Raw genomic sequence first — 23,385 nt, forward strand, 5'->3', positions numbered from 1 at the left:
CCCAAAAAATGGAGCAGGCAGACTGTGCCGCTGTCGATCCATAGTCAACCTTGCAGTGTCTGTACTGGCCCTTTCGCGAGCAAGCCCCACATTAGTCCTGCGTACACAGATCAGATGTGTGTGTGGGCTTGCTCGTGCAGAGTCCCTTACAGACGCTAGAGAATCAAAGCCCCTCCAGCTCCGCCATCAGATCATTAAGACGATCCACCTTCTCCTCGGTGATGTCGCTCGCCGCCAATCCGTCGATGTATTCGGCCAATACCGCCACCGTGCTGCATTCGAACATCGCCCGCAGCGGCACATCACGTTGCAGGGCTTTCTGCACCCGCGAAGCGATCTGCGTCGCCAGCAATGAATGCCCGCCCAGCTCGAAGAAGTTGTCGCGAACACCGACCTTCTCGACCTTCAGCACCTCGGCCCAGATATCCGCCAGCGTCTGCTCCAGTTCATTGCGCGGCGCCTGATAGTCCTGACTCTGCAACTGGCCGATTTCCAGCGCCGGCAAAGCCTTGCGATCAAGCTTGCCGTTGGCGTTGAGCGGCATGCGATCCAGCCATAGCCAGTGCAGCGGAACCATGTATTCCGGCAGTTCAGCGCGCAGGCGTTGCTTGATGCGTTCCAGTCGCTCGGTTGGATTGATCAAAGAATCAGCCGCTACCAAATAGCCGACCAGATGTTTGCCGTTGACGCCTTCCTGTACACCGACCGCCGCTTCGCGCACTTGCGGTTGCTCATGCAGACGCGCTTCGATTTCACCCAGTTCGATGCGGTAGCCGCGGATCTTCACTTGATGGTCGATCCGCCCGACGTATTCCAGCACGCCGTCACTGCGACGACGGGCCAGATCGCCGGTGCGATACAGACGATCCCCCGGTTCACCAAACGGGTTCGGGACAAACACTTGAGCGGTGCGCAACGGATCACTGACGTAGCCACGGCCGACACCGGTACCCGCGACGCATAACTCGCCCACCGCACCCAGCGGCACCAGTTCCAGCGCGCCATCGAGCAGGTACAAGCGGTTGTTGTCGGTCGGCGTACCGATCGGCAAATAGCTGCCACGCGTCGACGCCATGTCGACGCGGAAGAACGCCACGTCATCCGAGCATTCCGCCGGGCCGTAAGCATTCACCAGCCCGATCTCCGGGTAGCGCAGCAGCCACTGGTGCGCCAGCTCCGGCGGCATTGCCTCACCGGTCGGCAGCATCCAGCGCAAGCCGTCGAGGCTCATGCGTTCCTGGGCGAGCATGCCCTGAATCAGCGACGGCACGCTTTCCAGCACGGTGATGCCCTGGGCCGACACATGCGCCAGCAACCCTTGCGGATCATGGGCGATGGTGTTTGGCACGATGTCCACCCGAGCACCGAACAGCGGTGCGGCGAGGAACTGCCAGACCGAAATATCGAAACTTTGCGAGGCGGTCTGGGCGATCACATCGGCATCGCTCAAGTTCAGGTAAGGCACCTTGCTCAACTGGTTGTTGAGCATGCCGCGCTGTTCGACCATCACGCCTTTCGGCAGGCCGGTCGAACCCGAGGTGTAGATCACGTAGGCGAGGTTGTCCGGGCCGCTGTAGATGCCCGGATTCGCAACCGAAACATCGCTCGCTTGCACCTCTTCCCAGACCAACAACGTGGGCCGGCTGGCGCAACCGAACTCATCCAGCAGCGCCAGCGCTTGCTCGCGGCAGGCCTGAGAACACACCAGCAACGGCGTGCGGCTCAGGTCGATAATCCGACTCAGACGCTGACTCGGCAGCCCCGGATCCAGCGGCAAATAACCCGCGCCAGCCTTGAAGCTGCCGATGATCATGCCCAGCAGATCGAGGTTACGTTCAGCCAGCAACGCCACCGGTTGATCCAGCCTCACGCCAGCGGCGATCAAGGCGTGACCGAGACGGTTACTGCGCTCATTCAGCTCAAGGTAGCTGTGCTGCTGATCGAGGCAACTGGCGGCAATGCGCTGTGGATGCCGAGCAACCTGCGCTTCAAACAATGAGACATAACTCTGCTCCAGCGGGTAATCGTGTTCGCTCTGGTTGCAGCCGTGAATCAGGAAATCTTGCTCCTCGGCACCCAGCAGCGGCAGATCGGCCATGTCGCCGTGGAAACCTTCGACCAGCGCCAGCAGCAACCGCTTGAACTCGCCGAGCATGCGCTCGACGGTCGACTCATCGAAATAACGCTGGTCGTAAGACAGGTGCAAGCCCAGGTCATCGCCCGGGTAGCAGACCGCCGTCAGCGGGAAGTTGGTGTGGGTTCGGCCCGAATCCGAGGTCGCGTTGAGGCTTTGCGCACGGTCCAGCACCGAGACTTCCACCGGGGCGTTTTCGAACACAAACAGGCTGTCAAACAACGGCTGGCCCTTGGGCAGCTCGCTGTTTTCCTGGATGCTCACCAGCGGCAGGTACTCGTACTCGCGCAGTTGCATGTTGCTGTCGAGCAAGCCACTGAGCCATTGACGAACGCTGCAACGCTGATCGTCTTCCGGCATTTTCACCCGCAGCGCGATGCTGTTGATGAACAGCCCGACCGTGCGTTGCATCTCCGGCATATCCACCGGACGCCCGGCCACCGTGACACCAAACAGCACGTCGCGATCACCGCTCAAACGGCGCAGCACCAACGCCCACGCCGCTTGGGCAAAAGTGTTGATGGTCAGTTGATGCGCCTGAGCCAGTTCGCGCAGTTGCGCACCGTCACGAGCATCGAGCCGTGTGTAGCGGTCGCCGACGGTCATGCCGCCGCTTTCGCCGGCATGTTCACGCAGGAATGGCCGGTCGCTCGGGATCGGCGTGGTCCGCTCGAAGCCTTGCAGGTTGGTTTTCCACCACTGCCGCGCCTCGGCCAGGCTCTGGCGTTGCAGCCAGCCGATGTAGTCGCGATAACGCGACACAAGCCCAAGCTGCGCGTCCCGGCCTTCGCCGAGGGCGGTGTAGATTTCGAAGAAATCGTTCATCAGCAGCGAACGGCACCAGGCATCGATGAGGATGTGGTGGTTGCTCATCATGAACCAGTAGCGCGCCGCGCCCACCCGGATCAGGCGCAGGTGGAACGGTGCCTGATTGAGCAGATCGAACCCGGCCTCGCGCTCGCTTTTGAGCAACGCCTGCAACTTCGGCTCCTGCTCGGCTTCGGCGATTGCGGTCCAGTCCAGATACTCGATTGGCGTGCTGCCCGGCTTGTGGATAACTTGCAGCATGTCTTCGCCGACGTTCCAGCAGAACGACGCGCGCAGGGCTTCGTGACGGGCGATCAGCGCTTGCCAGGCCTGGGCGAAACGCTGCGGGTCGAGCTCGCTGTTGATGCGGTAGCGATCCTGCATGTAGTAGAGGCCGGTGCCCGGTTCCAGCAAAGTGTGCAGCAGCATGCCTTCCTGCATCGGGGTCAGCGGGTAGACGTCTTCGATGGCAGCGGCCGGGATGGGCAACGCGTCGAGTTGTGGCTGGGTCAGTTTCGCCAACGGAAAGTCCGACGGCGTCAGGCCGCCCGCATCGTCGCGCAGGCAATGCTCGATCAGGCTCTGCAATTCGCCGAGATAGGCGTCCGCCAGGTCGGTGATGGTCTGCGAGTCGTGACGTTCGGCGCTGAAGGTCCAACGCAGCACCAACTCACCGCCATAGACCTGACTGTCGACGCTCAGCTCATTGGGCAACGGCGCGCAAGGATCATGGGCCGCACCGACTGCTTCATCGAGAGGACGGAACAAGGCGTCCGCGCCGAAGCTCTGGTCGAATTGACCGAGGTAGTTGAAGGTGATTGGCGCCACCGGCAAGGCAGCCATGGTCTGCCGGGTCGAGTCATCGGCGAGATAACGCAGCACGCCATAACCCAGACCTTTGTGCGGCACCGCGCGCAGTTGTTCCTTGATCGCCTTGATCGAGTCGCCCTGCCCATCCGCTGGCATCAGCCGCAGCGGATACGCGCTGGTGAACCAGCCGACGGTTCTGGTCAGGTCGATCTCGTCGAACAGCGTTTCACGGCCGTGGCCTTCGAGTTGAATCAGCGCCGATTCGCGACCGCTCCAGCGGCACAGCACGCGGGCCAATGCGGTCAGCAGCAAGTCGTTGACCTGGGTGCGATAGGCGCTCGGTGCCTGTTGCAGCAGTTGGCGAGTGCGCTCGATATCAAGGCGCACGCTGACAGTTTGCGCATGACGATTCTGCCGGCCACCCTCGGGGCGATCACACGGCAATTCGGCGCTTTCACCGGCCAGTTGCGACTGCCACCAACTCAGTTCTTCACGCAGGGATTCGCTGCCGGCATACGCTTGCAAACGTGCCGCCCAGTCCTTGAAAGCACTGGTTTTTGCCGGCAGTTTTGCCGACTGCCCCGCGTCCAGTTGGCGATACACCGTTTGCAAATCGTCCAGCAGCACCCGCCACGAAACGCCGTCCACCACCAGGTGGTGAATGGCGATGAACAGCCGCTGTTGGCCCTCGGGACCGTCGACCAGCAGCGCCCGCATCAACGGCCCCGCTTCGAGGTCGAGGCTGCGCTGGGCATCGGCGAACAGTGCCGCACATTTGTCCATGGACGAAACGCGCACTTGCCACAATACCGGCGCGTCGGAAACCGCTTGGTGCTCGGCCTGCCATTGACCAGCGACTTCGGTGAAACGCAAACGCAAGGCGTCGTGCTGTTCGATCACTGCCAGCAGCGCTTGCTCCAGACGATGAGGTTCCAGCGCCACGGTCGGTTCCAGCAGCAACGCCTGGTTCCAGTGTTGGCGCTGGGGGATGTCGGTGTCGAAGAACCAGTGTTGAATCGGCGTCAGACGCGATTCGCCGGTCAGCAAACCTTGTTCGGCGGTGATCTGCTCGGTGCGGGTCGCCACGGCGGCCAGGGTCTGTACAGTCTGGTGCTGGAACAGGTCACGCGGACTGAAGTGAATGCCCTGCTGCCGCGCACGGCTGACCACCTGAATCGACAGAATCGAGTCGCCGCCCAGTTCGAAGAAGTTGTCGTTGAGGCCGACCTGCAGAACGTTCAGCACTTCGCACCAGATGCCGGCCAGCGTCAGTTCAAGCTCGTTGCTAGGTGCCACGTACTGCTGACGGTTCAGCTCCGGGTCCGGTGCCGGCAATGCGCGGCGGTCGAGTTTGCCGTTGGCGGTCAGCGGCATGCTGGCCAGCAGGATCAAATGCGTTGGCACCATGTAATCCGGCAGCTGGGATTTGAGATGTGCCTTCAACGCTTCTCGCAGAGTGTGTTGTCGCGCTTCATCCTGCTCGGCGACTTCAGTCATTAAATAGCCGACCAGTTGTTTACCGCTCGGGGCATCCAGCGCCAGCACCACGGCTTCACGGATCGATTCATGTTCCAGCAGACGGGTTTCGATTTCGCCCAACTCGATGCGGAAACCACGAATCTTCACCTGATGGTCAATACGTCCGAGGTATTCCACCAGACCATCGGCGCGCTGGCGCACCAGATCGCCGGTGCGGTACAGACGCCCGCCGTTGGCAGCAAAAGGATCGGCGACAAACCGCTCGGCCGTCATACCCGGACGCTGGTGATAACCCTGCGCCAGACCGGCGCCGCCGACGTACAACTCGCCGGTCGCGCCTTGCGGCACCAACGCCAGATCAGCGTCGAGGATGTAGGCAACGCGCGCGCCAATCACACTGCCGATCGGCACGCTGCCCAAGCCTTCTTCCAATTGCTCGGGCGCCAGACTGGCAAGCGGCATGACCACGGTTTCGGTCGGGCCGTAGGCGTTGAAAAACAGGCTCGGCTTGAACGCCGCACGAATTCGCGCTAGGTGTTCGCCGGTCAGTGCTTCACCACCGGTGATGCACATGCGCACCGGCAAGATTTCTCCCTGAGTCGCCAGCCACTGCGCCAATTGGCTGCCGTAGCTCGGGGTGAAGCCAAGGATGTTGATGTTGTGACGGCGAATCAGTCCGCAGATTTCTTCCGCGTCCCACTGGCCCTGTGCTCGCAACACAACCTGAGCACCACTCAACAGAGGCACCAGCAAACGCTCGGTGGCCGCATCGAAGTTGATGGAATAGAAATGCAGTTCGCAATCGTCCGGGCGCATGCCGAAACGGTCAATGACCGCTTGGCAATGCATGGCGATTTCACCGTGGGACACCACCACGCCTTTCGGTTTTCCGGTAGAGCCCGAGGTGTAAATCAGGTACGCCTGATGCTGCGGCAGGCTGATAAACGGCAGCTCGGTGGCCGGGTAATTGGCCAGTTCTACTGCGTCCTCCTCCAGGCACCAACGAGCGACAGTTGCCGGCAGTTCGCCGAGCGCGTCGAACGTTGCCGCATCGCTGAGCAGCAGACCGATGCCGCTGTCTTCGATCATGTAGTGCAAACGATCCAGCGGGTATTCCGGGTCCAGCGGCACGTAGGCGCCGCCCGCCTTGAGGATCGCCAACAGGCCGACGACCATGTCCAGCGAACGCTCAAGTGCAAGACCCACCCGAACCTGCGGCCCAACGCCACGTTCACGAAGCATCCAGGCCAGGCGATTGGCGCGGCTGTCGAGCTCGGCGTAGCTCAGGGTTTGCCCGGCGAAGGTCAATGCTGGCGCATCTTTGCGCGCCAGCGCCTGCTCGCTGAACAGGTGATGAATGCACTGGTCGAGGCGATGTTCGCCCGGCTCGACGCCGAGGCTGTCGAGCAGCTTTTGCTGTTCGGTGGCTTCCAGCAGCGGCAGCTCACTGAGGCGCTGCTGCGGATTGGCCAGCAGCGCTTCCAGCAGGTTGCGCCAATGTCCAGCCATCCGTGCAATGCGCGGTTCATCGAACAGATCGGTGCTGTAGGTCAGGCAGCAACCCAGGCGATGGTCGAGGTCGGTGACTTCCAGGTTGAGGTCGAACTTGGTCGCTCGCGCATCGTTGGCCAGGTATTCGACGGTCATGCCGGCGAGCGTGCGGCTCTGCTGGAATTCCCAGCGCTGCACGTTGCACATCACCTGGAACAACGGGTTGTAAGCGGCGCTGCGCGGTGGCTGCAAAGCCTCCACCAAGTGATCGAACGGCAGGTCCTGATGGGACTGGCCTTCGATCACGGTATGGCGAACCTGCTCGAACAATTCGCTAACGGACATCTGCCCGTCGAGCTGGCAACGCAGCACCTGGGTGTTGAGGAACGCACCGATCAGCCCTTCGCTTTCCGGACGAATCCGGTTGGCCACGGGCGCGCCGATGCGCAGGTCGGTCTGGCCGCTGTAGCGGTAAAGCAGCACGGCCAGCGCGGCGGTCATGGTCATGAACAGGGTCAGACCGTTTTGTGCATTGAAGGCACGAACGCGCGCGGCAAGATCATCACTCAGGTCGAAACGGAACAGTTCGCCCTGATGGCTTTGCACCGGTGGACGCGGACGGTCGGCGGGCAATTCCAGCAGCGGATGTTCGCGGCCCAGTTGCGCGGTCCAGTAGTCGAGTTGGCGCTGACGCTCGCCGGATTCCAGCCACTGTCGCTGCCAGACGCTGTAATCCAGGTATTGCACCGGCAGCGGTTGCAGCGGCGATTCACGGTCATCGACAAAGGCTTCGTAAAGCGCGCTCAGCTCTCGGGCGAAGATGTCCATCGCCCAACCTTCGGTGACGATGTGGTGCAGGGTCAGCACCAGGTAGTGTTCGTGCTCGGCGGTCTTGACCATGCAGGCGCGCAGCAGGGGTCCGGTTTCCAGATCGAACGATGTATGGGCTTCGTCGTCGGCCAGTTGCTGCACCGCCCACTCGCGGCCATCGGCATCCAGCGCGGTGAAATCCCTCCAGTCCATGCGCATCCCGGTTTGCGGGTGAACCTGCTGCCGGGCCACGCCATCGATACTCGGGAACGTGGTGCGCAGGGTTTCATGACGCATGATCAGTGCTTGCAATGCGGCTTCGAAGCGCCTGACATCGAGCACCCCGCGCAACCGCGCCATGCCGCCAACGTTGTAGGCCGGGCTGTCCGGCTCCATCTGCCAGAGGAACCACATGCGCTGCTGGGAATAGGACAGCGGCACCGGTTGGCTGCGGTCGACTTTCTCGATCGGCGGCTGCTGGTTGGTTTTGCCGCTGGCCTGGATCAGTTGAACCTGTTCGGCAAACGCGCCCAGTTCACTGTTTTCGAACAGCGCGCGCAGCGGCAACTCGACGTCGCAGGCCTGACGGGTGCGGGAAATGATTTGCGTGGCCAGCAAGGAATGGCCGCCGAGAGCGAAGAAATCGTCACGCAGGCCGATCTGTGTTTGGCCCAGCACTTCGCGCCAGATGCCGGCGATTTGTTGCTCGAGGGCAGTGACCGGCTCGACGTGTTCGCGGACTTGCCTCTGGGGTTCCGGCAAGGCGCGACGATCGAGTTTTCCGCTTGGGCTCAGGGGCATTTCTTCCAGGCGCATGAGTTGCGCTGGAACCATGTATTCCGGCAACTCGGCGGCCAGCGCAGCTTTCAGGCGGGCGGTTTGAGCATCAACATCTTCTGTGGAATCGGTTGCGGTGTAGTAACCGATCAACTGCCCACCGGCCGCCGTTTCGCGCACCAGCACCACGGCTTGAGCGACGCCCTCCTGAGCCAGCAGACGCGCTTCGATTTCTTCCGGCTCGACACGGAAGCCACGCAGTTTGACCTGCTGATCGAGACGGCCGAGGTATTCGATCACGCCGTTGGCGGTCCAGCGCGCGCGGTCACCGGTGCGGTACAGACGCGCACCCTGCTCGCCCAATGGATCAACGACAAAACGTTCTGCAGTCAGGCCCGGACGACCCAAATAACCTCGGGCCAAACCGATGCCACTGATGCACAGCTCGCCCGGCACACCAGCCGGCACGGGATTGAGTGACTCATCGAGCACGCGGCACAGCACATTGCCCAGCGGACGACCAATCGGCGAGCGTTCGCCATCGGCCGTTGTGCAGTGCCAATGAGTGACGTTGATCGCGGTTTCGGTCGGGCCGTAGCGGTTGTGCAATTGCACGGCTGGCAGTTGTTCCAGCACGCGGTTGCGCAGTTCGGCGGGCAAGGCTTCGCCGCCGGAGAATACGCGGCGCAAGCTGGTGCACTCGGCGGTCAGCGGTTCGTCGATGAACAACGAAAGCAGCGGCGGTACGAAGTGCAACGTGGTCACGCCGAATTGCTGAACCCGTTGCGCGATGCGGTGCGGATCGCGGTGTTCGCCGGGGCCGACAATCAGCAAACGCGCACCTGTAATCAGCGGCCAGAAGCACTCCCACACCGACACGTCGAAACTGATCGGCGCCTTTTGCATCAGCACGTCGGTGTCGTTCAAACGATAGGTGTTCTGCATCCATTGCAGGCGCTCGGCGAGGGCTGCGTGGGTGTTGCCGACACCCTTCGGCTGGCCGGTGGAACCGGAGGTGTAAATCACGTATGCCAGGTTGTCGCCGTGCAAGTGCAGGCCCGGTGCGTGGCTCGGCCAGCTCTCCAGATGCAAGGCGTCCATGGCGATCACGCTGACGCCATCGGTGGCCGGCAAGCGCTCGAGTAATTGGGTTTGGGTCAGCAGCAACTCGACGCCGCTGTCGCTGAGCATGTAGGCCAGGCGTTCGGCCGGGTAATCCGGGTCCAGCGGCACGTAGGCGCCACCGGCCTTGATGATCGCCAGCAGGCCGATCAGTAACTGCGGCGAACGCTCGGCGGCGATGGCCACGCAGACGTCCGGGCCGACGCCTTTGTCCCGCAGGTAATGGGCCAGGCGGTTGGCTTGGGTGTGCAGTTCAGCAAAATCCATGGCGCCACCGTCCCACATCAGCGCAGTGCGCTCAGGGGTCAGGCGAGCCTGTTCGTTTAGCAGTTCCGGCAGCCAAACGCTGGCCGACGTACACGGTGCGGCGCTCCACGATGTTTGCTGATCGTGCTCACTCGGGGTCAGCAGTGGAAGGTCGCCGATCGCAGTTTTCGGTTGCTCGCAAACGGCTCGCAGCAGGTTGCTGAAATGCTCGGCCAGACGCTCGATGGTCGCCACGTCGAACAGTTCGCTGGCGTAGTCGAAGGACAGACTGAGGCGACCCTTTTGGTCTTCCTCGCTGTGCAATTGCAGGTCGAACTTGGCTTCGCGGCTGTGCCATGGCAGCTCTTCGGCCAGCAGCCCAGGCAGGCGACGCAGTGCGCTCAAATCCCGTTGCTGATGGTTGAACATGACCTGGAACAAACCTTGTTCGCGGGCTTGCGGGAAGGCTTCGAGCAATTGTTCGAACGGCAGATCCTGATGCGCTTGTGCGTCCAACGCTGCCCGACGGGTTTGTACCAGCAGCTCAGCGAATGGCAGCTGCGAATCCAACTCGGCGCGCAGCACCTGGGTGTTGATGAAGAAGCCGATCAGCCCTTGGGTTTCCAGACGTGGACGGTTGGCGTTAGGTACGCCGATGCGGATGTCGCGTTGGCCGCTGTAGCGGTGCAGCAGGCTCTGGAACGCGGCGAGCAACAGCATGAACGAAGTGGATTCATGGGCCTGGGCGGTCTGGCGAATGGCATCGCTCAGGGTCGCGCCCAGCTTCACAGAATGGCGGGCAGCCGTGTGAATGGGGTGCGCCGAACGCGGATGGTCGGTCGCCAGGCTCAGGGTTGGATGCTCATCGCCCAATTGCGCTTTCCAGTAAGCCAGCTGACGCTCGCCCTCCCCTTGCGCCAGCCATTGACGCTGCCAGCTGCCGTAATCGGCGTATTGCGTGGGCAATGCCGCGAGCGTTGCTTGTTGCCCTTGGGACGCAGCGGCGTACAGACGCGAGAACTCGTCGATCAGCACGTTCAGCGACCAACCGTCGGCGATGATGTGGTGCATCGTCACCAACAGTTGATGGTCCTCTTCATCGAGGCGCACCAGAGTCACCCACAGCAGTGGGCCTTTCTCCAGATCGAATTGAGTACGGGCTTCGTCTTCTCGGATTTGTTGCGCACGGACTTCACGCTCGGCAACCGGCAGGTCACTGATATCGATGAGTTGCAGGTTAAATTCGCTCGCTGCATCGACCTGTTGCAGCGCCACACCATCACGTTCGAAGAACCGCGTACGCAGGGATTCGTGACGCTCGATCAGCTGTTGGAAACTGGCGCGCAAGGCGTCTTCATCCAGTTCGCCGCGCAGGCGCAAGGCGCCGGGAATGTTGTAGGCGCTGCTTTGCAGGGCGAGTTGCCAGGTGATCCACAGACGGTTTTGCGCCAGCGATTGCGGTATGGCTTCGGTGCGCGACAGCGGGATGATCGCGCCTTGGGCGAGTCCGCCGTCCTGCTGTTGCTGAGCCACCGCGACAGCAAACGCGCCAAGGGTCGGCGCTTCAAACAGCAGGCGCAGGTTCAGCTCCAGACCGAGTGCTTCGCGCAGACGCGCGACCACCTGAGTGGCGGCGATGGAGTTGCCGCCCAGCAGGAAGAAGTGATCGTCGGCGCTGACCTGTTTGACGCTCAGCTGCTCGCACCAGATTTGGCCGATCAGGGTTTGCAGTTCGGAACCTGATTCAGTCGCGGATTTACTTTCGATGTCTGCCGACGGGAACAGCGCATAGCTGTCGAGGCTGCCGTCCGCCAGACGATTGCGGCATGCCGAGCGTTGCAATTTGCCGCTGGAGGTCTTGGGCAACGCGCCCGGATTGAGCAGCACCACTACGTTTGGCGCTTCCTGATACGCCTCGGCCACAGCTTGGCGGATGGCTTTGATCAGGGCGTCGGGCGGGAGGATCTTTTGCACGCTGCGGCTGATTTCCGCCGCAATGCCGATGCCTTCCTGACCCTCGATGTTCACGGCAAAAGCGGCGACACGACCTTTGCGCACCACCTCCACTTCGCGTTCGATGGTCTGTTCGATGTCTTGCGGATAAAGGTTGTGGCCACGGACGATCAGCATGTCTTTCAAGCGTCCGGTGATGAACAGTTCACCGTTGCGCATAAAGCCCAGATCGCCGGTTCGCAGCCAGGTACGGCCAGCGTGCTGAACGAAGATTTTGGCGCTGGCCTCGGGGTTGCGCCAATAGCCGTGGGCGATGCTCGGCCCGGCGGCCCAGACTTCGCCGACCGTGTTGTCAGTCAACTCGTTAAGAGCTGTTGGATCGACAATCAGCGCCGCGTGATCCGGCTGACTGATACCGCAACTCATGATCGCGCTGCCCTCGCCTGGCTCCGCACGGTTTTGTGCCAGGGCTTGATCGTCCACGCGCAGGTTGCCAATGCCCTGGCCGCGAGGGCTGCCGGCCACGAACAGTGTCGCTTCGGCCAACCCGTAGGACGCCATGAAACTGTCTTGGGTGAAACCGCAGGCCGCGAACTTCTCGGCGAAGCGTTCCAGCGTATCGAGGCGAATCGGTTCGGAACCGGAATACGCCACGCGCCAGCCACTCAGGTCGAGGCGCTCCAGGGCCGATTCACTGACCCGCTCACTGCACAACCGATAGGCAAAGTCCGGCCCGCCGCTGATGGTGCCGCCGTACTCGCTGATCGCTTCCAGCCAGCGCAACGGCCGGCCGAGGAAATACGCCGGCGACATCAACACGCACGGCACACCGCTGAAAATCGGCTGCAACAGACCGCCAATCAGGCCCATGTCGTGGTAAAGCGGCAGCCAACTGACGATCACGTCGTCAGGATTCAGATCGATGCCGAAGCCGTGGCGAATCAGCAGTTCGTTAGCCACCAGGTTGCCGTGGCTGACTTGCACCCCTTTCGGCAACGCGGTGGAGCCGGAGGTGTATTGCAGGAACGCGATGTGGTCGTCTGCAAGGTTCGGCGTCACCCAACGTTCAGCCAGGGAGCTGTCGAGCGTGTCGACACACAGCAACGGTGGCGCACCCTCTATTTGCTGCAACGCATCGCGCAGACCGGCGCTGGTCAGCAGCAGACGCGGTTCGGCATCGCTAATGATCGACAGCAAACGCTCCTGATGATGACGACGAGCCGACTCCGGCGGATAGGCCGGCACCGCGATCACTCCGGCGTACAGGCAGCCGAAGAACGCCGCGACGTAATCCGGGCCGCTGGGAAACAGCAGCACCGCGCGATCGCCAAACGCAGCCTCAGCCTGCAACGCGCCAGCAATGGTCCGCGCCCGCTGATCCAGCTCGCGATAACTGAGCACCACAGCCTGATCCTGGGTTTCGGCGAGAAAACGCAAGGCCACCCGATCCGGCGTCAGAGCCGCTCGGCGCTGAAGGGCTTGGACCAGTGTGCTGGGGAGTTCGAACGCGTCGATCATGAGGTTTCCTGCCTGAATTCGGCTTGCAAGTGAAATCGGTTTTCTGACGTCACGCCCCTTGGAGGGCGTGCAGCACGCGGTCTTCGCCGACCGCGCAAAGCTTGGGAATGCTGTTTTGGCCGCAGCCGCTACCCGGAACCATTCACCAATGAGAACGGTTGACGTCTTGAAATAATTAGTCGGAAGGCCAGATCGCCAATGGGGCTGCGGTGCCGCAAGCGGGCGCGTCAGCGTGTCGCAGTTCTCACTCTGCACCTTTGCCAAGCATTAGTTCTCCTTCTCATTTGACAATCATTATCATTAAGAATAATTTGTCGCTCGATGTGTAGGACGGCTCAGCCCCGCTTGCCGTCCCACTAACCTATTTGCAGCAAGGTGATTTCCATGACGGAACAAATGTCCACAGGCAGGTGCGATTCACCGCTACTTCAGGCATTCGTCGACAATCGACTGATTCTGGTCAAGATCGCAGCCCGCATTACCGGCTGCCGGTCGCGTGCTGAAGACGTGGTCCAGGATGCGTTCTTCCGGCTGCAATCAGCGCCGCAGATCACGTCCTCATTCAAGGCTCAGCTCAGCTACCTGTTCCAGATCGTGCGCAACCTGGCGATCGATCACTACCGCAAACAGGCGCTGGAGCAGAAGTATTCGGGCCCTGAAGAGGAAGGCCTGAATGTGGTGATTCAAGGTGCTTCGCCGGAAACCTCGCACATCAACTTCTCGACGCTGGAAAACATTGCCGACGCGCTGACCGAGCTGCCCAGCCGCACCCGCTACGCCTTCGAGATGTATCGCCTGCACGGCGTGCCGCAAAAGGACATCGCCAAGGAGCTTGGCGTCTCGCCGACCCTGGTGAACTTCATGATTCGCGATGCGCTGGTGCACTGCCGCAAGGTGTCGGGCAGTCGTGTGGATACCTTTGCTCGTCGCTAAGATCTGAAATCTGCGTCGCCCCCTTCGCGAGCAGGCTCGCTCCCACATTGGTCCTGTGAACACAGATCAAATGTGGGAGCGAGCCTGCTCGCGAAGGCTGACTCAAGACCGAAACAGACCTTGAGCCGTATGCATCAAGCCAACGCACACCGATCAAAAAACCGCTCACGCCCCAGCACCATCAGCGCCGCGCGCTTGTGCGGGAAGTCGAACGCTTTTTCGCAGTGGAAACCCTGGCTCTGCATATGCCCGATCATCTTCGCGTTGTCGGCGCGAGGTTCGGCAACCACTCGCTGAGTGCGTGGATCGTCGAGAAACAGGTAATGCGTCAACGCCGATAACCAGCTCGCCACCTTGTGCGGGCCACGGTGATTTTCCTCACCCACCAACATGTGAATACCGCGGTCGTAATCGCCGGCGTCATAGAACGGCGCGATGCGATCTTCCTTGGCCCAATAGGCTTCAAAGTAGGCGAACGGCTGATCATCGAAACAACCGATCAGCGTCAGGGTATGGGGATCGGCTTCAAGCTTGCTCAGGTACTCGTGATGCTGCTCGAGGCTGCCCTCCTCCTGCCAGAAACTCGCCACGCGCGGGCTGTTCTGCCAACGATTGAAACGCGCCAGGTCCAGGTCGATGTCCACCGTGCGCAGGGAAATCCAGGCACCGAGGCGCGCATCAAAACGCCGATAGACTTCACCACGCGGTTTCACCGGGCGCAGCGGATGACGCTTGCCGCCACTGATGACCATTTGCTGCGGATAACTCGATGTCAGTGACGCACCCAGCCAAGGCTGAGGCAACTGCCAGAACAGCGTGCGTTCGCAACGATACTGGCCGCCGATTTCGTCAGGGATCAGCAACCCGCTGAGCAATGCTTCGGTGGGGGCTTCATCGAGATGCCAGGTCAGGCGCTGGCAGGCCGGGTCACGGGCAAACAACCAATAACAGGCTGCACGGATGGACTGATCATCGGCGTGATCGAAGCGCTCCTCTACCTGCACCAGCAATTCCGGCTCGCGCTTCAGGCGCAGCGTGATCAGTGGCTGCGTTTCCAGGCTGAGACTCAGACGGCTTTCGGTTTCATCAGCTACAAGACGGCTGCGCGTCGGCAAGGCCAGGGCAGTCAGGACATTCAGATTGGGCATGGGTCGGGCTCACGATAATCGTCGACAGTTCAACGATGGGACGTGAGCCGAGGCGGGAAATTTAAGAGAAGTCAGTCGATACGCGACCTGCGGTGCAATCTCAGTTGCGCGCAACCGGCACGATCGCAATCTTGTACGGTTCGAAAATCTTCAGCATCTGCCCGTTGTCCCGCAACCCTTGTAGCAACTTGGCGAATGCCTCGCCGCTGATAGGGGCGGTCGGCCGGAGAATGGCGTAATGGTGATAGACCTGATCGATGCGTTCGGAGACCAGCAATTGACTGGCGACTTTCTCGTTGCGCAAAAAGTAGTCGCTCAGGTAAGAGCGCGTGACCAGCGCGATGTCGGCGCGGTCACGCAGCACCATCAGCAAGTTGCTGTCATGGGAATAGGTCAACGTGGCGTTGTATTCCTTGGCGAGGTATGCGGGCTCGGCGTTGAAGTTGGCGAATTCGTAGTGGTAGCCACTGTACAGCGCCAGACGCTTGCCGGTGAGGTCGGTAAAGTAGCTTTGCTGCCGCCCTGCCTGGCGTTGTGCGACAAAAATCTCGGCGTCTTCCAGCCCCATGTCGACAGTGGTGTGCGGGATGTCCTTCCAGCCCCAGTCGGGGTTTTCGAAGATCGCCATATCCACCCGATTTTGCTTGAAGTCACCGAAGCGCCGGGGAATGGAAGTGGGCACCAACTCAAACTGATAGTCGCTTTGCAAGGCGTTGAGTGCCTCGGCCAGTTGCGGCAGCAAGCCCGTGTCGGCACCGGATTCCGGACGCACGGTATAAGGCGGAAAGTGTGCGGCACCGATCCGCACCAATTGCGCAGCCTGGGACGGCAATACCCATAATGCCGCGAGCGATGCCAGCAAAAGCCGCGAGGCCATCCTGATTGGCGAAGACATCAAAACTACCCACTCCCCAAAAAAATACGCATCAATGCATTCAAGCTAGGCGGTTTCGGCCACTTAGCCAGTTTCCTTCTGATTCAAAACAAAACTACTGCTTTTCTTCCAGCACGAGAATCAATGCCTCATCGGCCAATTGATCGAGGCTCATGCTGCCGCCGGCGCGAAACCAGGTGGTGGTCCAGGACAACGCACCGGTCAGGAAACGACGTGTAATGAACACATCCCCGCGAATAAAACCGGCCTCCTTGGCCTCGCCCAGCACCTGAAGCCAGAGCTCTTCATAAATATCGCGCAGCGCCAGCACCTGCGCCTGCCCGTCTGCGGACAGCGAGCGCCATTCATACACCAACACCGCCATGGCCTCGCCGCTGCCGCCCATGATCGACTGCAACTCACAACGAATCAGTGCCAGTACCCGCTCGCGCACACTGCCGGCTTCTGCCAGGGCTGCACGCATCAACGCGGTGTTGTAGCGAATGGTTTCTTCCATCACCGCCCGCAGGATCTCGTCCTTGCTTTTGAAGTGATGAAAAATGCTGCCTGACTGAATCCCCACGGCGCCGGCCAGATCGCGCACGGTGGTGCGTTCGTAACCTTTGTTGCGGAACAGGTGAGCCGCCACTTGCAGCAGTTTGCCGCGGGCGCTGTCCGGGTCGGTCAATTGGCCGCTGTCGACCAATTCGCGCATCACCCTCAGGGCTTTTTGCTCGTCCACCCGTTCTCTCCTACAGTCGATCAATCAAATACGCCGCTCGCCGCTAAAACTGCGGGGTTGCGCGGGCAATTTAAGCTGGCCGGAGCGACCAAGCAAGCGCTCGGGCAGAAGATATTTATGCCGTTTACAAACCAAGCGCTTGCTTGGTAGTCTCGATGCACTTCTATCGGAGGTGGCTATGGAGTTGACTGTGCCAAAAACAATCCGCATCGGTTGCGCCAGTGCCTTCTGGGGCGACACCTCGACCGCCGCCGCGCAACTGGTGGAAGGTGGGCGTCTGGATTATCTGGTCTTCGATTATCTGGCCGAGATTACGATGTCGATCATGGCCGGCGCGCGGATGAAAGATCCCCAGGCCGGTTACGCCAGCGACTTCATCGAAGTCCTCAGCCCGCTGCTGGGTCAACTTGCCGAACAGAAAATCCGCGTCATCAGCAACGCCGGCGGGGTCAACCCGCAAGCTTGCGCCGCCGCCCTGCAAGCGGCCTGCGACAAGGCCGGGGTAACACTGAAAATCGCCGTGCTGCTGGGCGATGACCTGCAGCCGCAACTCAAACAGCTGAGCGGTATCCATGAAATGTTCAGCGGCGCGCCCTTGCCGCCGATGTGTGTCTCGACCAACGCCTACCTCGGCGCACCGGGCATCGTCGAAGCCCTGCGTCTGGGCGCCGACATCGTCATCACCGGACGCGTGGTCGACAGCGCCGTGGTCAGTGCCGCGCTGGTGCATGAGTTCGGCTGGTCGTGGCACGACTACGACAAACTCGCCCAGGCCGCATTGGCCGGGCACATCATCGAATGCGGCGCCCAATGCACCGGCGGCAACTTCACCGATTGGCGCGAGGTGCCCGACTACGAACACATCGGCTTCCCCATCGTCGAAGTCAGCGCCGACAGCCAGTTCATTGTCAGTAAACCCGAAGGCTCCGGCGGGCTGGTCACATCGCTGACGGTCGGCGAGCAGATGCTGTATGAAACCGGTAACCCGCAGGCGTATCTGCTGCCGGACGTGGTCTGCGACTTCACTGAAGTCAAACTCGTACAACAAGGCAAAAACGCGGTTCGGGTGCACGGCGCAAAAGGCTTGCCGCCGACCGATCAGTACAAGGTCAGCGCGACGTACCCGGACGGTTTCCGCTGCACCGCCAGTTGCCTGATCGCCGGGATCGATGCGGTCGACAAGGCGCGTCGAGTCAGCGAAGCCATCATCAACAAGACCTCGGAAATCTTCAGTCAGCACGGTTGGCCACCCTACAGCGAAGTGAACATCGAACTGCTCGGCAGCGAGGCCACTTACGGCCCCCACGGTCAGCGTCAGGACAGCCGCGAAGTGGTGATCAAACTCGCGGTGCGCCATCCCGGTAAACAGGCATTGATTGTGTTCTCCCGGGAAATCGCCCAGGCCGCCACCGGCATGGCGCCGGGACTGACCGGGATTGTCGGTGGACGGCCGACGGTGTATCCGCTGATCCGGCTGTTCTCGTTCCTTATCGACAAAACCGCCTGCACGCTGGAAATTGATCTCAATGGCCAGCGCCACCCCTGCGCCCTGCCCGCCGTTGATGTGCTCGACACCGCCGACTTGCCTGTGGCATGCGCCCCACCGAAACCCTCAGGCCGGGCCGATGCCAGCGTGACCCTGGTCAAACTTGCGGTGGCGCGCTCCGGTGACAAGGGCAATCACAGCAACATCGGCGTCATGGCTCGCGAGCCGGAGTACCTGCCGTGGATTGCCGAAGCCTTGACGCCGGAAGTGATCGTCGACTGGATGAGTCACGTCCTCGACCCGATCCACGGACGTGTCGAACGCTGGTACCTGCCGGGCACCCACAGCCTTAATTTTCTGCTGGAGAACGCCCTGGGAGGCGGTGGCGTGGCCAGCCTGCGGATCGATCCGCAAGGCAAAGCCTTCGCCCAGCAACTGCTGGAAATCCAGATACCGGTGCCTCAGCGCATCGCCGACCAGGTCAACTAGAGGACTGTCGCCATGGCTTACGATTCGATTTTCAAAGCCGATTTGTTTGCAGGCCAAAACATCATCGTCACCGGTGGCGGCAGCGGCATCGGCCGTTGCACCGCTCACGAACTGGCGGCCCTCGGCGCCCATGTCCTGCTGCTCGGGCGCACGGCAGACAAGCTGAAAAACGTCGCCGCCGAGATTGCCGAGGATGGCGGCAAGGCGGATTGGATGGTCTGCGATATTCGTGAGGAAGAAGCGGTCAAGCATGTGGTCAGCGAGTTGATCCGCAAGCACGGACCGATTCACGGTCTGGTCAACAACGCCGGCGGGCAGTACCCGTCGCCGCTGGCGTCGATCAATCAAAAAGGCTTCGACACGGTGTTGCGCACCAATCTGATGGGCGGCTTCCTGATGGCCCGTGAAGTGTTCAACCAGTCCATGAGCACGCACGGCGGCGCCATCGTCAACATGCTCGCCGACATGTGGGGAGGCATGCCCGGCATGGGCCACTCGGGCGCGGCGCGTTCAGGCATGGACAACCTCACCAAGACCGCCGCGTTCGAATGGGGTTATGCCGGGGTGCGGGTCAACGCCGTGGCGCCGGGCTGGATCGCGTCCAGTGGCATGGACACCTACGAAGGCGCGTTCAAAGCGGTGATCCCGACGTTGCGCGAGCACGTACCGCTGAAACGCATCGGCACCGAATCGGAAGTCAGCGCGGCGATCGTTTTCCTGCTCAGCCCGGCCGCGGCGTTTGTCAGTGGCAGCACCTTGCGCATCGACGGCGCTGCCAGCCTGGGCGGGCGCGCCTGGCCGATACACAAGGCGCAGATCAGTACGTCGTATAACGGTTTTCACCGCGCGTACTTACCAGACGTGCTCAGTCCAGACGTCCTCAAGGATAAGGAATAAGCCATGCCGGTGATTCAGTCGCAAGTGGACCCGTTCAGCGAACAGTTCGCCCGCAATCGCGCAGCGATGCTGGTCGGCATCGAGCACGTCCGCCAGCTCGAACAGAACTTGCTGAACAAGGCGGCCGAAGCCAAACCCAGGTTCGACAAGCGCGGCCAATTGTTGCCCCGCGAACGCCTCAATCTGCTGCTGGACCCTGGCGCCCCGTTCCTCGAACTGGCCAGCCTGGCCGGCTACAAACTGCATGACGACAAGGATGGCAGCTCCGCAGGCGGCGGATTGATCGCCGGGATCGGTTATGTGTCCGGCGTGCGGATGCTGGTGGTGGCAAACAACAGTGCGATCAAGGGCGGGACCATTTCCCCCAGCGGTTTGAAAAAATCCCTGCGCCTGCAACAGATCGCCATGGAGAACAAACTGCCGGTCATTACCCTGGCCGAAAGCGGTGGCGCCAACCTCAATTACGCGGCGGAGATTTTCGTCGAAGGCGCCCGCAGTTTTGCCAATCAGGCGCGGATGTCGGCCATGGGCCTGCCGCAAATCACCGTGGTCCATGGCTCGGCCACGGCGGGCGGCGCCTATCAGCCAGGGTTGTCGGATTACGTGGTGGTGGTGCGTGGCAAGGCCAAATTGTTTCTGGCCGGCCCGCCGCTGCTCAAGGCTGCCACCGGCGAAGTCGCCACCGATGAAGCACTGGGCGGCGCCGAGATGCATGCGCAAATCGCCGGCACTGCTGAATACCTGGCCGAGAACGATGCCGATGGCGTGCGGCAGGTGCGCGAGATTGTCAGCCTGTTACCGTGGAATGATCAGCTGCCATGGGTACCCGAACGTCGGTGGGAAGAGCCGCTCTACCCCATCGACGAGTTGCTCGGGCTGATTCCTGACGACGCGAAAAAACCTTACGACGTGCACGAAATCATCGCGCGGATTGCCGACGGCTCGAACTTTCTCGAATTCAAGGGCGAGTTCGATCAGCAAACCGTCTGCGGCCATTTGCAGATTCAAGGCCGTGCCTGCGGGTTCATTGGCAACAATGGGCCGATCACGCCGAAGGGTGCGAGCAAGGCTGCGCAGTTCATTCAGCTCTGTGACCAGAGCCAGACGCCGCTGCTGTTTTTTCACAACACCACCGGGTTCATGGTCGGCACCGAGTCGGAGCAGCAAGGCGTGATCAAACACGGCGCGAAAATGATTCAAGCAGTGGCCAACGCCCGGGTGCCTAAACTGACCATTGTCGTCGGTGGCTCCTACGGCGCCGGCAACTACGCGATGTGCGGCCGCGGCCTCGACCCGCGCTTCATTTTCGCCTGGCCCAACAGCCGCACGGCGGTAATGGGCGGCGCCCAGGCCGGCAAAGTGCTGCGGATCGTCACCGAGGCCAAACAGGCCAAGGACGGTCTGGTGCCCGACCCGAAAATGCTCGACATGCTGGAACAGGTCACCGCGCAGAAACTCGACAGCCAGTCCACCGCGCTCTATGGCAGCGCCAGTTTGTGGGACGACGGGTTGATTGATCCGCGGGATACCCGGACCTTGCTCGGGTACTTGCTGGATATCTGTCATGAGGCTGAAGTGCGGCCGCTGCAAACCAACAGTTTTGGCGTAGCCCGTTTCTAAGGGCGCTAAGGAGAACAATAAAAATGATCTTCACCCAGGAACACGAAGCACTGCGCCGCACCGTCCGCCAATTCGTCGATCACGAGATCAATCCTCACGTCGAGGCATGGGAAAAGGCTGGACGCTTTCCGATCCACGAGATCTTCCGCAAGGCCGGCGCCCTCGGCTTGCTGGGGATTTCCAAACCGGAAAAGTTTGGCGGGATGGGGCTCGATTACAGCTATTCGATCGTCGCGGCTGAAGAGTTCGGCACCATCCACTGCGGCGGGATTCCGATGTCCATCGGTGTGCAGACCGACATGTGCACCCCGGCGTTGGCGCGTTTCGGCTCCGATGAACTGCGTGAAGAATTCCTGCGACCGGCGATCACTGGCGAGCAGGTCGGCTGCATCGGTGTTTCCGAAGTCGGTGCCGGTTCCGACGTGGCCGGCTTGAAAACCACCGCCCGCAAGGACGGCGACGACTACGTGATCAACGGCAGCAAGATGTGGATCACCAACTCGCCGAGCGCCGATTTCATCTGCCTGCTGGCCAACACCTCGGACGACAAACCGCACATCAACAAGTCGCTGATCATGGTGCCGATGAACACGCCAGGCATCAGCCTCAGCTCGCACCTGGACAAGCTCGGCATGCGCAGCTCGGAAACCGCTCAGGTGTTTTTCGACAACGTGCGCGTGCCGCAACGCAACCGCATCGGCCATGAAGGCGCGGGGTTCATGATGCAGATGCTGCAGTTCCAGGAGGAACGACTGTTCGGCGCGGCGAACATGATCAAGGGCCTGGAGTACTGCGTCGACAGCACCATCGAGTACTGCAAGGAGCGCAAAACCTTCGGCAGTGCGCTGATCGATAACCAGGTCATCCACTTCCGCCTGGCCGAACTGCAAACCGAAATCGAATGCCTGCGGGCACTGGTCTATCAGGCTACCGAGCAATACATCAAAGGCCAGGACGTCACGCGTCTGGCGTCGATGGCCAAACTCAAGGCCGGGCGTCTGGGCCGGGAAGTCAGCGACAGCTGCCTGCAATATTGGGGCGGCATGGGCTTCATGTGGGACAACCCGGTGGCCCGCGCTTACCGTGACGTGCGGCTGGTGTCGATCGGCGGCGGCGCCGACGAAATCATGCTGGGGATCATCTGCAAACTCATGGGCATCCTGCCGGGGAAAAAGAAATGAGCACCGTACCGGTTTGCCAGACCTTGCTGCTCGAACCGCATAACGGTGTCCTGCACATAACCCTCAACCGCCCCGAAAGCCGCAACGCCATGAGCTTGCAGATGGTCGCCGAACTGCGTGCGGTACTGGCGGCGGTGCGTGACGACCGAGCCATTCGCGCGCTGGTGATCGGGGGGGCGGGCGGGCATTTTTGCGCCGGAGGCGACATCAAGGACATGGCCAACGCACGCGCTCAAGGCCCGAGCGCCTATCGCGACTTGAATCGCGCATTCGGTGCGCTGCTGCAAGAGGTGCAACACGCACCACAAGTGGTAATCACGGTGCTGCAAGGCGCGGTGCTCGGCGGTGGTTTTGGTCTGGCCTGCGTCAGCGACGTCGCCTTGGCCGATCACCAGGCGCAATTCGGTCTGCCGGAAACCAGCCTTGGTCTGCTGCCTGCGCAAATCGCGCCGTTCGTGGTGCAGCGCATCGGCCTGACCCAGACGCGCCGACTGGCGCTGACCGCGGCACGTTTCGATGGCACACACGCACGGCGCATGGGGTTGGTACATTTTGTCGAGCATGACGCGCAAGCGTTGGCCGAGCGTCTCGATGAAATTCTGGCCCACGTATTGTGCTGCGCGCCGGAGGCCAATGCGATGACCAAAAAGCTGTTGCTGGCGAGCGCCGGCCAGCCATCGAGTGCGTTGCTGGATGAAGCGGCCGACTGGTTCAGCGAGGCGGTGACCGGGGCTGAAGGTATTGAGGGGACCATGGCCTTCGTGCAGAAACGCAAACCGGGTTGGGCCTCTTAAAAGCTTCGCGGGCAAGCCTCGCTGCTACAGGTTTGATGGACGCTGAACCTGTAGGAGCGAGGCTTGCCCGCGAA

At 61.4% G+C, this 23,385-nt stretch carries 10 protein-coding genes; 6 read left to right on the forward strand and 4 right to left on the reverse strand.

Annotation, left to right across the window (positions count from 1 at the left end; genetic code table 11):
* Window positions 1-163 precede the first annotated feature (163 nt).
* Window positions 164-13,147 (reverse strand): non-ribosomal peptide synthetase, encoded by a 12,984-nt coding sequence (locus tag QFX16_RS20475; RefSeq protein ID WP_283181116.1) that lies wholly within the window; start codon window positions 13,145-13,147, stop codon window positions 164-166.
* A gap of 384 nt (window positions 13,148-13,531) precedes the next feature.
* Between QFX16_RS20475 and QFX16_RS20480 the strand changes: the two genes are divergently transcribed.
* Complete coding sequence (locus tag QFX16_RS20480; protein WP_282380058.1) at window positions 13,532-14,080, forward strand: RNA polymerase factor sigma-70; 549 nt, start codon at window positions 13,532-13,534, stop codon at window positions 14,078-14,080.
* 134 nt (window positions 14,081-14,214) lie between these two features.
* On the opposite strand, the gene QFX16_RS20485 is transcribed toward QFX16_RS20480, so the two are convergent.
* The 3 genes from QFX16_RS20485 to QFX16_RS20495 all read right to left on the reverse strand — a co-directional run bounded on the left by QFX16_RS20485 (window position 14,215) and on the right by QFX16_RS20495 (window position 16,844).
* A complete protein-coding gene (locus QFX16_RS20485; protein WP_283181117.1) occupies window positions 14,215-15,228 on the reverse strand; it encodes a GNAT family N-acetyltransferase in 1,014 nt (337 codons plus the stop codon).
* Window positions 15,229-15,328: 100 nt separating this feature from the next.
* Window positions 15,329-16,123 (reverse strand): substrate-binding periplasmic protein, encoded by a 795-nt coding sequence (locus tag QFX16_RS20490; RefSeq protein ID WP_283181118.1) that lies wholly within the window; start codon window positions 16,121-16,123, stop codon window positions 15,329-15,331.
* A gap of 94 nt (window positions 16,124-16,217) precedes the next feature.
* On the reverse strand, window positions 16,218-16,844 hold the full coding sequence (locus QFX16_RS20495; protein ID WP_008145910.1) for a TetR/AcrR family transcriptional regulator: 627 nt from the start codon (window positions 16,842-16,844) through the stop codon (window positions 16,218-16,220).
* Window positions 16,845-17,034: 190 nt separating this feature from the next.
* On the opposite strand from QFX16_RS20495, the gene QFX16_RS20500 reads away from it, so the two are divergent.
* Genes QFX16_RS20500 through QFX16_RS20520 form a run of 5 tightly spaced genes read left to right on the forward strand, consistent with a single transcriptional unit; the run spans window position 17,035 to window position 23,311 of the window.
* Window positions 17,035-18,819: an acyclic terpene utilization AtuA family protein gene (locus tag QFX16_RS20500; protein ID WP_283181119.1), complete on the forward strand. Its 1,785-nt coding sequence runs from the start codon at window positions 17,035-17,037 to the stop codon at window positions 18,817-18,819.
* 12 nt (window positions 18,820-18,831) lie between these two features.
* Entirely contained in the window at window positions 18,832-19,716 is an 885-nt protein-coding gene (locus tag QFX16_RS20505) for an SDR family oxidoreductase (RefSeq protein WP_283181120.1), read from the forward strand.
* Between the two features lie 3 nt (window positions 19,717-19,719).
* Window positions 19,720-21,336, forward strand: a complete 1,617-nt coding sequence (atuC, locus tag QFX16_RS20510; protein ID WP_283181121.1) for a geranyl-CoA carboxylase subunit beta — start codon at window positions 19,720-19,722, stop codon at window positions 21,334-21,336.
* 23 nt (window positions 21,337-21,359) lie between these two features.
* The gene (gene atuD / locus QFX16_RS20515) at window positions 21,360-22,517 is read left to right on the forward strand and encodes a citronellyl-CoA dehydrogenase (protein WP_283181122.1); all 1,158 of its coding nucleotides are present in this window, start codon (window positions 21,360-21,362) and stop codon (window positions 22,515-22,517) included.
* Window positions 22,514-23,311 carry an enoyl-CoA hydratase/isomerase family protein gene (locus QFX16_RS20520; protein WP_283181123.1) on the forward strand — a complete coding sequence of 266 codons (798 nt, stop codon included), beginning with the start codon at window positions 22,514-22,516 and terminating at the stop codon, window positions 23,309-23,311. Before atuD ends, QFX16_RS20520 begins: the two co-directional genes overlap by 4 nt.
* Window positions 23,312-23,385: the final 74 nt, after the last annotated feature.

This window comes from Pseudomonas svalbardensis, from assembly GCF_030053115.1.
Lineage (GTDB): Bacteria > Pseudomonadota > Gammaproteobacteria > Pseudomonadales > Pseudomonadaceae > Aquipseudomonas > Aquipseudomonas svalbardensis.

Coding starts and splice junctions, on each gene's coding strand:
- QFX16_RS20520 (WP_283181123.1), top strand. CDS start 22,514: ATGAGCACCGTACCGGTTTGCCAGACCTTGCTGCTCGAACCGCATAAC.
- atuC (WP_283181121.1), top strand. CDS start 19,720: ATGCCGGTGATTCAGTCGCAAGTGGACCCGTTCAGCGAACAGTTCGCC.
- QFX16_RS20480 (WP_282380058.1), top strand. CDS start 13,532: ATGACGGAACAAATGTCCACAGGCAGGTGCGATTCACCGCTACTTCAG.
- QFX16_RS20485 (WP_283181117.1), bottom strand. CDS start 15,228: ATGCCCAATCTGAATGTCCTGACTGCCCTGGCCTTGCCGACGCGCAGC.
- QFX16_RS20490 (WP_283181118.1), bottom strand. CDS start 16,123: ATGTCTTCGCCAATCAGGATGGCCTCGCGGCTTTTGCTGGCATCGCTC.
- atuD (WP_283181122.1), top strand. CDS start 21,360: ATGATCTTCACCCAGGAACACGAAGCACTGCGCCGCACCGTCCGCCAA.
- QFX16_RS20475 (WP_283181116.1), bottom strand. CDS start 13,147: ATGATCGACGCGTTCGAACTCCCCAGCACACTGGTCCAAGCCCTTCAG.
- QFX16_RS20505 (WP_283181120.1), top strand. CDS start 18,832: ATGGCTTACGATTCGATTTTCAAAGCCGATTTGTTTGCAGGCCAAAAC.